We start from the raw sequence: 13541 nt of genomic DNA, 5'->3' as shown, positions 1-13541 counted from the left end.
AGGTCGACGTGGGTCGACACGACGCCCGGTGCGATCTCAGGCGGGCAGGATGCGCGCGCTCAGCGGGTGGCGACCGCGAAGCCGCCCGGGCGGAGCGTGACGCGGTGCGACCCGGTGACCGTCTCGACGAGGCGACCGGTGTCGTCGTAGGAGCGCACCGTGGCTCCTGCGCTGCCGATCGAGACCGTCACGGGGCGGAGCGACGTCGACTGGGCGAGCGTCGTCGCGGCGCCATCGGCGCCCGTCAGGTCGATTCGCGACACCAGGGGTCGCAGGAGGATCGCGTCGAGATCGGTCGTCCCGGCACGCGCCGAGACGGAGACGCCGGTGGCGGACGCCCCGAGGAGCCCGGGCAGTGCCTGGGGCAGCAGCGCCCCGGCCACGGGGGTCACGCCCTGCGCGCCGACCGACGAGCGGATCCGGCCGAGGCCGGGCCACACCGATTCGGCGCTGCTGCCGGTGGGCTCGTGGATCACCGCATCGACGTGGCGCGGGCCGGATCCCCGGGGAACGGTGAGGAGGGCCTTCTGCCCCGCCCGGAGCCGGAGCAGGGCGCCGCCGCTGAGCTGCGACTCCCCGTCGTTCGCGGACGTCGGTGTGACCACCGTGCCCGTCGTGCTCGCCGCGGTCTCCGCCTCGACGACCGTGAGGCCGTCGCGGGCCGTGACGTGCGTGGCCGAGCGCGCGATCCCGCTCACCTCGGGGTGGGCGTCGAGAGCCAGCATCGAGAGGAGACCGTGGATCGTGCTCTCCGCCCCGCTGCTCGCGTTGACCGTCCCGTCGGCCTGCACGCCGTCGAAGGTGACGCCGGTGGCCGGGTCGTAGACGGGCGCGTCGGCGTTGTTGTCGCCGAAGTACCAGGCGCCGAAGAGGCCGGCCACCTGGGCGATGCCACGGCTCTTCGTCGCGTCGGCGACCGCGAGGAGCGACTGCAGCCGCGAGTCGGCCCCGTAGGCGATCTGCGTGCGGTCGGTCGGCGCGGGCGAGAACCCGTTGATCGGCCCCGTGGAGGTGGCGAGCGTGGCGCTGAACGCCACCGAGTCGGTGACGGCGGGGCGCAGGAGCGACGGGTCGCGCAGCACGGTCGACGCGCGAGCCAGAGCGGCCGGCATCTGCGATGCCCACGAGTGCAGCTGGGAGCGCGAGCGCGTTCCCGGGAGGATCGCGCCGTAGGGCCAGGTCTGGGCCGCCTGAGCGGCGGGCTTCGTCGATCCCATCGCGGCGATGCCCTTCGAGAGCTGAGCGAGCGCGGTGCGGGCGGCACGGTCGTGCGGCGCCGCGGCCGAGTAGGCGGCGAGCCCGAGGACGGCCTCCGCCGAGGCGTCCGCGCCGCCCCGGATGAGCCAGCTCGGGACACGGACGCCGTCGGCCACGTCGTACCGGCCGTAACGGGCGAGGGTCTCGCGCTGGAGCGCCTTCACCCCGAGGTCGAGCCGCTGCTGCAGGAACGCGGCGAAGGCCGGATCCTGCGTGCGGAACGCCGCGTAGCCCTCGCCGAACGCCCAGAGGCTCCGCGCGAGCCAGTAGCTGTTGCCGCTGTCGGAGGGGTTCGGCAGCTCCACCGGCACGGGGCTCGGGTTGAGGGTGCCGTCGGGCTGCATCCAGAGCACGACGTTGCCGGCGTCGGGGCCGGTCGTGGTCTGGAAGTACGCCGTCGAGCGCAGCAGCTCGTACGCCTTCTGCCGGCTCGCCACCGATCCGGTCTGCTTCCAGTCGCGGAGATAGACGACGGCGGCGCGGGAGACGTCGTCCGAGTCGTAGGAGCCCTGGCCCCAGTGACCGGTCGCCGGATCGAGCGGACCACCGCCGACGCGCTCGAACGTGTTGCCCGGCCGCGCGTCCGCGTAGACCCACGGCATGGTGAGAGCGGGACTCGTGTCGAGGGCGTACGTGGTGTGCTCGCGGGTCGCTTTCGGCGAGGTGCGGTCGAGGAGGAAGTCGAGGTGCGCGAGGTTCGTCAGGGGTGCGGGGGTCGCGGCTCCTGCGGTCCCGGCGTGGCCGCTGGTGGGACGGGTCCCGGTCGTCGTGGGTCCGGTCGGGGTGGATCCCGCCGAGGCGGGTGCCGCGGCGGCGAGGCCGAGGCCCGCCACGAGGGCGGCGACCGCGAGGGCCGCCACCCCCGCGCGCCTCGGTCGGATGCGGGTGTTCGTCATTGAACGTCTCCTGTCGTGGGGCGATGGTGTTTTGGTGGTCGTGCTTGGGGCGCCGTGGTGCCGCGGCGCCTCCGGGTCGTGCCTCAGACGCGCTCGAGGCGGGCGACGCCGATCTTCGAGTCGGCCATGCCGTAGAAGACGAAGCGGTCGCCGTCGATCTCCTCGATGGCCGTCGGGAAGACGACGTTCGGGACGATGCCGCCCCGCTCGTCGGCCGTGTCGGGCGCGAGGAGGGGCTCTTCGGAGCGGGCCAGCACGATCGTCGGGTCGTCGGCGTCGAGGATCATGCCCCCGGCGGCGTACCGGACGTTCTTCTGCTGCGCGAACGCGCTGTCGATGGTGCCGGTGACGCCGTGGTGCAGCAGGAGCCATCCCTCCGGCACGCGCAGCGGCGCCGGTCCGCCCCCGATCTTGAGCTCCTCGAAGGGGAACTCCGGCCCCGCCACGAAGCGGTGCTGGCCCCAGCGGGCGAGGTTCCGGACGTCGCGGGCGACGCTCTCGACCGAGACGTAGCTGATCCAGATGCTCTGGCGGGTGTCGGTGACGCCGGCCGGGACGCGGACGCCCTCACCCGGGGCCGTCTCGCCGATGTCCCACATCGGGCGGTGGATCACGGCGTAGCTGAGCACGCCGTCGGGGGCCGTGACGGGGGTGGGGAAGAAGACGGTGTCCTTGTTGTGGAACAGGCCGAGATCCATGTCGAGGGCGTCGTCGTAGTCGAACGTGACGGGGCCGAGGCGACGCCACTCGCGGAGGTCGTCGGAGACGGCGACGGCGGTCCGCGGCCCGAGCGGCCCGTACGCGACATAGGTCATGACGTGGAGCCCGAGGTCGTCGAGCCGCGTGACCCGGGGGTCCTCGACGCCGGCGTGGGTCGCGCCGCGCTCCCAGCCGCGATCGGGCTCGAGCACGACGCCCTGGCGCTCGACGGCGACGGGCACGCCCGCCTCGACGACGACCTTCGCCAGGCCGACGCGCGACACGTTGCCCGAGGCCACGAGGCGGGGCAGCAGGTAGAGCTCGCCGTCGGGGCCGCGACCGGAAGCGGGGTTGAGGACGCCCTCGGCCTCCAGGGCGTTGCCGTCCTCGGGCGTCATGACGACGCCGACGCGGGTGAGACGGTAGGGGAAGGATGCGGTCATGGAGATCTCCGGATCGTGTGGGGGACGGTGGCGCGGCGGGAGCACCGGACGCGGATGGGTGGCGGCGGCTCAGCCCTTGACGCTGGAGCCGACGTCCGTCGAGATGAAGTAGCGCTGGAAGACGATGAACAGCAGGACGACCGGAGCGGCCAGGACCACGGCTCCTGCGAGCGTCGCTCCGAACGGGTTGGAGGCCGTCGCCGCGACGTTGCTGATGTAGTTGGCGAGCGACACGGCGAGGGGCTGCATCGACGCCTGCTTCGTGATGAGGAACGGCCAGAGGAACTCGTTCCAGGGACCGATGAAGGTCAGCAGCGCCGCCGTCACGAGGGCCGGGCGCACCAGCGGGAGCGCGATCCGCCAGAGGAGCTTGAACTCGCCGGCGCCGTCGATCCGGGCCGCCTCGAAGAGCTCCTTCGGCAGCTGCAGGAAGTACTGCCGGAAGATGATCACCGCCGTCGAGTTGATGGCGAACGGCAGGATCATGCCCACGTAGTTGTCGCTGAGGCCGTAGTTGCGGGCGATGAGGACGTAGAGGGGGATGATCAGCAGCTGGAACGGCACGACCTGCACGAGCAGCGCCAGGGCGAACGTCACGCCGCGGCCCCGCCACTGGAGGATCGCCAGCGCGTAGCCGACCAGGACCCCGAACACGAGCGTGCACACCAGGACGCCGGCGGTGAAGATGCCGGAGTTGAGCAGCCCCGAGAAGAGGTTGATCCGGTCGTTGATCGCCGTGTAGTTCGCACCGGTGAGGTTCGCGGGGTTGGGGAACGCCCCGCCCAGGCTGGCGTCCTGCTTCGTCTGCAGCGAGCCGATGATCATGTAATAGAACGGGAAGAGGAACACGAGCGCGCCGAGGGCGAGCACGGCGCTCCGCAGCGTCGCTTGGAATCTGGACATCAGTCTCGGCCTCCGGCGAATCGGTTCTGGAGCAGGGCGATCACGAGCACGACGACCACGAGCACGACACCGATGGCGGACGCTTCGTCGGGATGCCCCTGCTCGATGCCCTTCTGGTACATCAGGAGCACGGGCGAGGTGGACGCCCCGTCCGGGCCGCCGCCGTTGGTCAGGAGGTACGGCTCCGTGAAGAGGTTGGCGCCGGTGACCGTCGACACGAGCAGCACGAGGACCGTCGCGGGCCGGACCCCGGGCACGGTCACGCTGAAGAACTTCCGGACGGCGCCGGCCCCGTCCGTGGACGCCGCCTCGTAGAGCTCGTCGGGCACGTTCTGGAGCGCGGCCAGGTAGAGCAGGATGTAGAACCCCATCTGCTTCCAGGTCACGAACAGGGCGATCGACGGCATGGCCCACTGCGAGTTGATGAGCCACGACGGGCTGGGCGCCAGCGGGCCGAGCAGTTGGTTGACGAGGCCCGACCCGTTGAAGAGGAAGAGCCACACCGCGACGATCGCGACGCTCGCCGTGAGGTAGGGGATGTAGTAGGCCACGCGGTAGAAGGCCCGCAGGTGCACGACCCGGTTGAGGGCGCTCGCCAGCACGAGGCTGAGGACGACCGTGAGCGGGACGTTGATGACCAGGAAGATCCCCACGTTGCCGAAGGACCGGATCACGTCCGGGTCGGTGAAGGCGGTGACGAAGTTCTGCAGGCCGACGAACGGACGGCTCACGACGGCACCGGGCGCGGTGAAGAAGTAGTCGTGGAAGGCGATGTAGACGGCGTAGCCGAGCGGGTACGCGAACACGGCCAGGACGAAGACGAGGTACGGCGCGCTGAACAGCAGACCGAGCGGGTTTCGCCCCAGGAGGCGGAAGGGTCGCTTCGGCCCTGCCGCGCGCGGAGCGGCCGCGAGGCCGTCCGCGCGCGACGTGTCGAGGGAGGAGGACACGGCTACTTCTGAGCCGCGAGCGTGTCGATCTTCTTCGCGGCGTCCGACAGAGACGACTTCACGTCACCCTTGCCGAAGATGACGGAACTCGACCACGCGTCGCGGAAGGCCTGCATCTCGGCGACCGTGTTGGCTCCGGACGGGACCTCGACGGTGCGGCTCGCCTGGTCGCCGAAGAGCTTGTACGACGGGTTCTTCGCGAAGTAGTCGGCGTAGGTCGTCGAGAGGTCGGTGCGCATCGGCATCTGTCCGGTCATCTCGAGGAACTTCTGGTCCTGCGCCTGGCTGGTGGAGAACTTGAGGACGTCCCACGCGGTGCCCTGGTTCTTGCACGCGGAGAACATGCCCACGTTCTTGGCGTCGGAGAACGTGTAGGTCTTGTTCGCCGGGATGCCCTCCTTGGTGGGCACCGGCACGGAGCCCCAGTTGACCTTCTTGTAGACCGACACGGCCCACGGGCCGACGATGGCCATCGCGGCCTTGCCGTCGGCGAAGGCGTCGCCCTGGTACTTCTCCTGCCCGGCGAGCTTGTCCTGGTAGAGGGTGCGCCAGAACGTCGCGGCGTCGAGCCCGGCCTGGTCGTCGAAGGTGGACTTTCCGTCGACGACGAGCTGCTTGCCGCCGGACTCCGCCGCGTAGAGCGGGTAGAAGTCGAACGACATCTGGAAGAACTCGCTGGTGGGGGCGGGCAGGATCGCATTGGGTGCGACACCCTTGTCGACGAGCGTCTTCGACGTGGCCAGGAAGTCGGCGTAGGTCGACAGCTTCGGGTTCTCGGGGTCGAGGCCGGCCTTCTTGAAGAGGTCCTTGTTGTAGAAGATCATCACCGGGTTGGACTTCCAGGGCAGCTGGTAGTACCCGCCGTCGGCGTCCTTGTACTGGTCGGCCTGGGCGCCGCTGCGGGACTCGATGTAGCCGGCACCGCCGGAGAACTTCGACAGGTCGACCATGCCGCCCTGCTTGACCCACTGCCCGACCGCCGAGGGAGCCGTGTTGTAGACGAGGCACGGCGAGTTGCCGGCCGTGATCGAGGCGCCGATGACCTCCTCGCTGGTCTTGCCCGCGGGGATCTCCTGGCCGGTGACCTTCTCGTCGGGGTGGGCCGCGTTCCAGGCGGCGACCATCTGCTTGCCCCAGGCCACCTCCTGCTCGTTGTTCGAGTACCAGACGGTGATGGGGCCCTTGGCCGTGGTGCTGCCTGCACCGGCTCCCCCGGAGCAGGCGGTGATGCCGATCATCCCGGCTGCGATGAGCGCAGCGCCGAGGATCTGGGTGCGTCTTTGCACGGTGTCTCCCTTGTCAACGGATACCGAAACGTTTCGGTAGTTCCGACCGTAGCACACGGGCGTGGATGCCGACAGGGCCGCCAGGGGGTGCTCGCGGCGCGTGGGCCGCCGGGAGGTCGCCCCGGGGGTCAGTCGCGGGCCGGCGCCGTGCCCGTCGAGGAGCGGACGACGAGGTGCGCCGCGTCGACCTCGACGTCCCGCGCGTCGGCGCCGTCGACGACCTCCAGCAGGAGCCGCGCCGCCTCGGCCCCGAGGAGCCGCGGGTTCGTCGCGACCGTCGTCAGCGTCGGGCGGACGTAGGTGCCGAGCTCGATGCCGTCGAAACCGGCGACCGACAGGTCGGTCGGGGCGTGCAGCCCGAGCTCCCCCGCCCGGGCGAGGAATCCGATCGCCGAGAGGTCGTTGGCGCAGAGGACGGCGGTCGGTCGGTCGGCGGGCTCCCGACCCTGCAGGAGCCGCGTGGCCGCCGCGATCCCGCCCTCGTACGTGAAGTCCCCCGGGACGACCTCGCCGGTCGGCAGCCCCGCGTCGCGGAGCGCCTCGGTCCACGCCCGCCGACGCTGTCCGGCGTGGATGAAGCCCTCCGGGCCGGTGACGTGCGCGAACCGGGTGTGACCGAGGGCCACGAGGTGGTCGACGAGCTGCCGGATGCCCGCGAGGTGCCCCTGACGCACGGCCGGGAGGGGGAAGTCGGGTTCGGCGTTGACGCCGACGGCGGCGAGGCCGAGCTCCTGCACGAGCGGGACCCGGGGGTCGTCGACGCCGAGCTCCGACAGGAACACCCCGTCGACCCGGCGATTGGCGGCGAGGCTCCGGTACCGCTCGAGGGTCTCCCCCGGCTCCGACCCCATCTGCAGGATGAGGGCGTAGCCGCGCGGGTCGAGCACCGTCTCGATGCCCCCGATGAAACTGCCGAAGAACGGGTCGGACTCCAGCACCGACGGATCACGGTGGACGACGAGGCCGACCGTGAACGCGCGCTTGGCGGACAGGCTCCGGCCCCGGAGCGACGGGACGAAACCGAGCTCGGTGGCCGCCTCGACGATGCGTCGGCGGGTCTCCTCGGAGACACCGGGCCGGTTGTTCAGCGCGCTCGACACCGAGCTGATCGCGACGCCGGCCTTCGCCGCGACATCGACGATCGTCACTCGGCGGGCCATGCGAACCGTCCTTCCCGGGCGGCGCGCGGCTCGGCCGTCCGCGAGAACCTTAGTCGCCCGGGCTCCTGCGACCCGCTTCGCGGAGGGCCTAGGTGAGCGCCCCGACGGAGGCGAGCGCCGTGCGGAGGAGGGCGCCGCGACCGCCCTCCATCTCGGACGCGACCTCCGGGCTCGCGGCGACGAGGGGGCTCATCCAGGTGATCTCGAGGGCGTCCTGGCGCGGTTCGCAGGTGCCCGTCACGGGCACGACGTAGGCGAGCGAGACGGCGTGCTGTCGCTCGTCCGTGTAGACCGAGGCGCCCGGGAAGGGGAAGTACTCCGCCACCGAGAACGGCACCGGCGAGGGTGGGAGCTGCGGGAACGCCATCGGCCCGAGGTCCTTCTCGAGGTGGCGGAACAGGGCGGTGCGGAGCGACTCGCCGTACATGACGCGGCCGGAGACGAGCATCCTGGTCATCGAGCCCTCGCTGTCGGCCCGCAGGAGCACGCCGACCTCCGTGACGACGCCCTGGCCGTCGGTGCGGACCGGCACGGCCTCCACGTAGAGGATCGGCAGCCGCTGGCGGATCTGGAAGAGCTCCTCCTCGGAGAGCCAGCCGGAGTTGGGATCGGGGGTCTGGACGGAACTCATGCCCCATTCTTACCCGCCGCGCATGACGATCGTGTGACGGACACTCGCGACGGGCGTCGGCGGTCGGCCCTAGGCTCGGGGTGTGATCGAGATCGATGCCGAGGCCGTCCGCTGGTCCCACCCCGAGTCCGAGCGCCGGGGGCGCCCGCTCGTCCTGCTCCTGCACGGGGTCGGGTCGCACGAGGGCGACCCGACGGGCCTCCTCCCGCACCTCTCGCCCGCGTTCGTCTACGCCTCCCTGCGGGCCCCGCTGACTCATGGGGGCGGCTGGTCGTGGTACCCGCTGTCGCAGCCGGGGTCGCCCGCCTACGCCCCGGTCGACGAGGCCGCCGACGCGGTCCTCCGGTTCGTCGACGGGCTGGGCGACGAGCATCCGACCGTCGGCCTGCTCGGCTTCTCGCAGGGCGGCTCGCTCTCCCTGCAGCTGCTGCGGAAGCGCCCGGCCGGCTTCGCCTTCGCCGTCGTGCTCGCCGGCTTCGTCGTGCCCGGCGCCCCCGATGGGGTCGACGCCGGAGTCGCGGCGGTCCGGCCTCCGGTCCTCTACGGCCGCGGCGACGCCGACACCGTCATCCCCGCCGACGCGGTCGAGCGCACGGGGGCCTGGCTCACCGAGCACACCGACGCCGAGCTGACCGTCTACCCGGGGCTCACCCACGGCATCGCGCAGGAGGAGCTCGACGACGTGAACGCGTTCCTGGCGAAGGTGCACCCGGCTTAGGGCGACGCCGTGTCGCGTGCGCGGGTACCGGCGCGCGCGGGTACCGGCGTGCGCGGGTGCCGCTCCTACCGCGGTGCCGGTCGGGGGCTCGCTCGCTAGGCTCGCGTCCATGACGACATTCGCGGTCGCGGGAAACGCGACGACCAGTCACCCCGCCGAGCGCGCGACGCTGCGCGTGACGGTGGCGGTCACGTCCACCGATCGGGCCGACGCGGGTCGGGCGGCGGCGTCGGCGCACGCGGCGGCGATCACGGAGGTCCGGGCGCACGAGGCGGCGGGAGCCGTGACCGAGTGGAGTGCGGAGAGCGTGAGCACGGGCATCCTGCGGGAGTACACCCCGAGCGGGGAGGTCGCGCCGGAGCGGTTCCGGGCGCGGGCCGGGATCGACGCCGTCTTCGCCGACTTCGAGCGCCTCGCGGAGTGGGTCGGCTCGCTGTCGACGCGCGAGGGCATCGAGATCGCCGGGCTCGACTGGGGGCTCACGCCCGAGGTGTCCGCGCGGCTCGAGCGCGAGGTGCGGATAGCGGCCGTGCAGGATGCCCTGACGAAGTCGAAGGACTACGCGGCCGCCCTCGGCCTCCCCCTCCCCACGCTGGAGGCCGTCTTCGAGGACGGCCTGCGCCCCGGCGTCGGCGGCGGCGGGGGCGGGGGCTTCGCGCGGGACGCCGTCGCACTCAAGGCCGCGGCCTTCGACGGGACCGTCTTCGAGCTGCGGCCGCGCCCCATCGAGGTGCGCGCGTCGATCAGCGCGGACTTCCGCGCCTAGCGCGCGGGCGCTCTGCCCCGCCCCCGCCGCCGCCGCCCCCGAGACTCCACAACACGCCGCACCCAACCGAACATGAGCGGCAAGTCGTGGAGTCTCGGCGAGACGTCGCCCCGCGCCCCCCGCAAGACTCCACAACACGCCACTCACTTTCGCGAAAACACGTAAAACGTGGAGTCTCACCCCCGCAGGATGCCCGGCCCCCAGCACCCCGGCGCACCCACCCCGCGAGACTCCACAACACGCCGCACCCCGCCGAACATGAGCGGCAAGTCGTGGAGTCTCGGCGCAGCGTCACCCCGCGCCCCGCGCGAGACTCCACAACACGCCACTCACTTTCGCGACAAGACGTAAAACGTGGAGTCTCACGCCCGCAGGATGCCCGCGCCCCAGCCACCCCGGCACACCCACCCCGCAAGACTCCACAACACGCCGCACCCCGCCGAACATGAGCGGCGAGTCGTGGAGTCTCGGCGAGACGTCACCCCGCGCCCCGCGCGAAGCGACGCGCGCTACGCGACGCGCCGCGCCCGCGCGCGCGGCAGAACCGCCACGAGCCCGACCACCACGAACGGCAGCGGCGCCGCCAGCGCCACCACCTGGAAGCCCGACAGCACCGCCGACCCGTCGTTGACGACGCCGCCGACGAGCGACCCGACGGCCATGCTCCCCACGACGAACGCGCTGACCCACGCCAGCCCCTCGGTCAGCACCGAGGGCGCGACCTCGGCCTGGAGCACCCGGTTGGTCGAGATCGTGAACGGCGTGATCGTCGCCCCGGCGAAGAGTCCGAGCGGGAAGAGCCACGCCACGTCGGGCGCCAGCGCGAGCACCGACCAGAAGATCCCGAGCAGAGCGGAGGCCCCGATCAGCAGCCGGTAGGGCGGGATCCGCGCCGGGATCGTCCCCATCAGGAACCCTCCGGTGACGCTCCCGATCGAGTAGGCGGTCAGCACGAGGCCCGCGATCTGCGGCACCCCGGCGTCGGTCGCCCAGGCGACGACCGTGACGTCGTTGACCCCGAAGACGAAGCCGACGAACGCGCCCGACACGAGAAGGGCGACGACGCGGCGCGAGCGCCAGGGCGCGAAGACGTGGCGGCGCTCCCCCTCGGCGGGTGCCGCGGCGAGCGGTGCGTCGCGGCCGGCGCGCAGCCAGAGGCAGCCGACCGTGCCGACGACGCCCGAGAGCACGAGCCCCGCGGAGGGGCTGATCGTCCCGGCCACGAGGGCCGCGACGGCGGGACCGAAGACCCAGACGAGCTCGTCGGAGATGGCTTCGAGCGAGTACGCGACGTGCAGCTGGTCGTCCGACGGCAGGATGCTCGTCCAGCGCGCCCGCAGGAACGCGCCGACGGGCACGATGGTCGCCCCGACGGCCAGCACGCAGCCGCAGACGGCGAGGAGTCCGCCACCCGTCGTCCCGACCACGATCAGCGCGGCGATCGCCACCGGGTGCCCGATCGCGGCGGTCAGGAGCAGCGCCCGCTGGCCGCGGCGGTCGGCCAGCCGCCCGTAGAGCGGCGCACTGGCGGCGTTGGCCGCGATGACGACCCCGGAGGCGACTCCTGCGCTCGCGAACGAGCCCGTGGTGGCCTGCACGAAGAAGAGCACGCTGAAGCCGACGATGGCGAGCGGCACGCGCGCGAGCAGCCCGGCGGTGACGAGGACCCGGTGGTCGGCGGGCCGGAGCAGGGCCGTGTAGCCGCGCGGCCCGGCGGTGGACTGCGTCGTCACGGGCCTCCCTCGGTCGATGGCGCCTGCGGGGCGCCCTCTGAACTCTAGGGCAGGCCCCCGACGCTCGCGGGCCGCGAAGGGCAGCCCCCGACGCGCACGGACGACCCCGACGGGCGCCCGGCGTCAGTCCCGCGCGAGCCCCAGCCGCTCGACGACCTCGTCGACCTCCGCCTCCGGCGACCGCCCCGCGTCGATCGTGAGGTGCCGCTCGTCGGCGGCCGGCGGCTCCAGCGTGGCGAGCTGCGACGCCAGGAGCGACGGCGGCATGAAGTGGCCGGAGCGCTTGGACATGCGGTCCCCGATCAGCTCGTCGGGGCCCGCGAGGTGCACGAAGACGACGTCGTCGCGGCGGAGCAGGTCGCGGTAGCTGCGCTTGAGGGCCGAGCAGGTGATCACGCCGGAGTCGCCGCGGTCGAGGTGCTCGTCGATCCACGAGGCGACGGTCAGGAGCCACGGCCGTCGATCGTCGTCGTCGAGGGGGACGCCCCGCTCCATCTTGGCCACGTTCGACGCCGGGTGCAGGCTGTCTCCCTCCTCGAAGTCCCAGCCCAGTCGTCCGGCGAGGAGGCCCGCAACGGTCGACTTGCCCGATCCGGACACGCCCATCACCACCAGCACGAGCGGGGTCACGTCAGATCACCAGCCCGAGCAGGAGCGCACCGGCGAGTCCGACCACGGAGATGAGGCATTCCATCACTGTCCACGACTTCAGAGTCTGGCCCACCGAGAGACCCAGGTACTCCTTGATCAGCCAGAAACCGGCGTCGTTCACGTGCGAGAGGAACAGGGATCCCGCCCCGATGGCGAGCACCACGAGGGAGACCTCGCCGCTCGCGAGATGGGCGGTGACGGGCGCCAGGATCCCGGCCGCCGTCACGGTCGCGACCGTCGCCGACCCCGTCGCGACACGCACCAGGGCTGCCACGAACCACGCCACCAGGATCACGGACACGCCGCTGTCGGAGATCGCGTTCGCGATGAGGGTCCCGATGCCGGTGTCGATCAGCACCTGCTTGAAACCTCCACCGGCGCCGACGATCAGCAGGATGCCCGCGATCGCGGGGAGCGCGCTCGACACCGACGACTGGACGTCGTCGCGGCTCATCCCGGCGCTCCGGGCGAAGAAGACCATGCCGTAGACCACGGCGATGCCGAGGGCGATCATCGGGGTGCCCAGGAAGTCGAAGAACCCCTTGATCCCGCCGGTGGCCTCGGGCTCGACGGCGTCCCAGACGGCGCGCAGGAGCATCAGCGCCACCGGCAGCAGCACCCCGGCGACGGCGACGGCGAACGACGGGCGCCTGCCGGGGGCCGCCACGGCCGCGGATCCGGTCAGGGCCTGGGAGGAGTCGTCCCGGGGAGCGTCGAAGAGCGCCGGTGCCGGGATCGGGACCCACCTGGCGGCGATCCTGCCGAAGAGCGGGCCGGCGATGATGACCGTGGGGATGGCCAGGGCGACGCCGAGGGCGATCGTCAGGCCGAGGTTCGCGCCGAGGGTGGTGACCGCGACGAGGGGCCCGGGGTGGGGCGGCACGAGGCCGTGCATGACGGACAGGCCCGCGAGCGCCGGGATCGCGATCCGCATGATCGGGGTCTTCGTGCGTCGGGCGACGAGGATCACGACCGGCACGAGCAGCACGACGCCGACCTCGAAGAACATGGGGAGACCGATGAGGGCGCCGATCAGCGCCATCGTCCAGGGCAGCGACCGGGGCGAGGAGCGCGCGACGAGGTTGTCGACGATGCGGTCGGCCCCGCCGGAGTCGACCAGCAGCTTGCCGAACATGGCACCGAGACCGACCAGGATGCCCACGCTGGTCATCGTCGCGCCGAAGCCGGCACCGAAGCTCGTGACGGCGTCGCCCGGGGCGAGGCCCGCCCCGATCCCGACGCCGAGCGAGCCGATCGTCAGGGCGAGGAACGGATGGACCTTGAGCCAGGTGATCAGCACGATGATCACCGCGATGCCCGCGAGGGCGGCGATGATCAGCTGCGCGTCACCGCCGGACGGCTGGACCGCCGCGGTGGCCAGGCTGGGGGTGGAGGGGGAGAAGTGCACGTCGTCGTCCAGTTCGCTGCTCGGGAGGACGCTTCCCTGC

At 72.1% G+C, this 13541-nt stretch carries 12 protein-coding genes; 2 read left to right on the top strand and 10 right to left on the bottom strand.

Features of this window, described 5'->3' with window-relative positions:
- Nucleotides 1-59: 59 nt before the first annotated feature.
- From AS850_RS01110 to AS850_RS01080, 7 genes are all read right to left on the bottom strand, one after another.
- Nucleotides 60-2153, bottom strand: coding sequence for a hypothetical protein (locus AS850_RS01110; protein ID WP_119867455.1), 2094 nt, complete (start codon nucleotides 2151-2153; stop codon nucleotides 60-62).
- Between the two features lie 83 nt (nucleotides 2154-2236).
- A complete protein-coding gene (locus AS850_RS01105) occupies nucleotides 2237-3295 on the bottom strand; it encodes a glycoside hydrolase family 130 protein (protein ID WP_119867454.1) in 1059 nt (352 codons plus the stop codon).
- Nucleotides 3296-3364: 69 nt separating this feature from the next.
- Entirely contained in the window at nucleotides 3365-4198 is an 834-nt protein-coding gene (locus AS850_RS01100) for a carbohydrate ABC transporter permease (RefSeq protein WP_216819826.1), read from the bottom strand.
- The gene (locus AS850_RS01095; RefSeq protein ID WP_119867453.1) at nucleotides 4198-5148 is read right to left on the bottom strand and encodes a carbohydrate ABC transporter permease; all 951 of its coding nucleotides are present in this window, start codon (nucleotides 5146-5148) and stop codon (nucleotides 4198-4200) included. The genes AS850_RS01100 and AS850_RS01095 overlap by 1 nt, the downstream gene beginning before the upstream one ends.
- A gap of 2 nt (nucleotides 5149-5150) precedes the next feature.
- Nucleotides 5151-6434 carry an extracellular solute-binding protein gene (locus AS850_RS01090; protein ID WP_335589178.1) on the bottom strand — a complete coding sequence of 428 codons (1284 nt, stop codon included), beginning with the start codon at nucleotides 6432-6434 and terminating at the stop codon, nucleotides 5151-5153.
- A gap of 128 nt (nucleotides 6435-6562) precedes the next feature.
- Nucleotides 6563-7594 (bottom strand): LacI family DNA-binding transcriptional regulator, encoded by a 1032-nt coding sequence (locus tag AS850_RS01085; RefSeq protein ID WP_119867452.1) that lies wholly within the window; start codon nucleotides 7592-7594, stop codon nucleotides 6563-6565.
- 88 nt (nucleotides 7595-7682) lie between these two features.
- Nucleotides 7683-8225, bottom strand: a complete 543-nt coding sequence (locus tag AS850_RS01080) for an NUDIX hydrolase family protein (protein ID WP_119867451.1) — start codon at nucleotides 8223-8225, stop codon at nucleotides 7683-7685.
- 82 nt (nucleotides 8226-8307) lie between these two features.
- Between AS850_RS01080 and AS850_RS01075 the strand changes: the two genes are divergently transcribed.
- Nucleotides 8308-8943 (top strand): alpha/beta hydrolase, encoded by a 636-nt coding sequence (locus AS850_RS01075; protein WP_236940790.1) that lies wholly within the window; start codon nucleotides 8308-8310, stop codon nucleotides 8941-8943.
- A gap of 109 nt (nucleotides 8944-9052) precedes the next feature.
- Nucleotides 9053-9709, top strand: a complete 657-nt coding sequence (locus AS850_RS01070; RefSeq protein WP_119867450.1) for an SIMPL domain-containing protein — start codon at nucleotides 9053-9055, stop codon at nucleotides 9707-9709.
- Between the two features lie 509 nt (nucleotides 9710-10218).
- Here AS850_RS01070 and AS850_RS01065 read toward each other — a convergent pair.
- From AS850_RS01065 to AS850_RS01055, 3 genes are all read right to left on the bottom strand, one after another.
- On the bottom strand, nucleotides 10219-11442 hold the full coding sequence (locus AS850_RS01065) for an MFS transporter (protein ID WP_164088352.1): 1224 nt from the start codon (nucleotides 11440-11442) through the stop codon (nucleotides 10219-10221).
- A 123-nt stretch (nucleotides 11443-11565) separates the two neighbouring features.
- Complete coding sequence (locus AS850_RS01060) at nucleotides 11566-12048, bottom strand: gluconokinase (RefSeq protein ID WP_119870063.1); 483 nt, start codon at nucleotides 12046-12048, stop codon at nucleotides 11566-11568.
- Between the two features lie 25 nt (nucleotides 12049-12073).
- Nucleotides 12074-13501, bottom strand: a complete 1428-nt coding sequence (locus tag AS850_RS01055; protein WP_119870062.1) for a GntP family permease — start codon at nucleotides 13499-13501, stop codon at nucleotides 12074-12076.
- Between the last annotated feature and the right edge of the window lie 40 nt (nucleotides 13502-13541).

The organism is Frondihabitans sp. 762G35, assembly GCF_002074055.1.
GTDB lineage: Bacteria > Actinomycetota > Actinomycetes > Actinomycetales > Microbacteriaceae > Frondihabitans.
The sequence above is the reverse complement of the archived record's forward strand: the minus strand, read 5'-3'. Positions and strand labels throughout refer to the sequence as shown.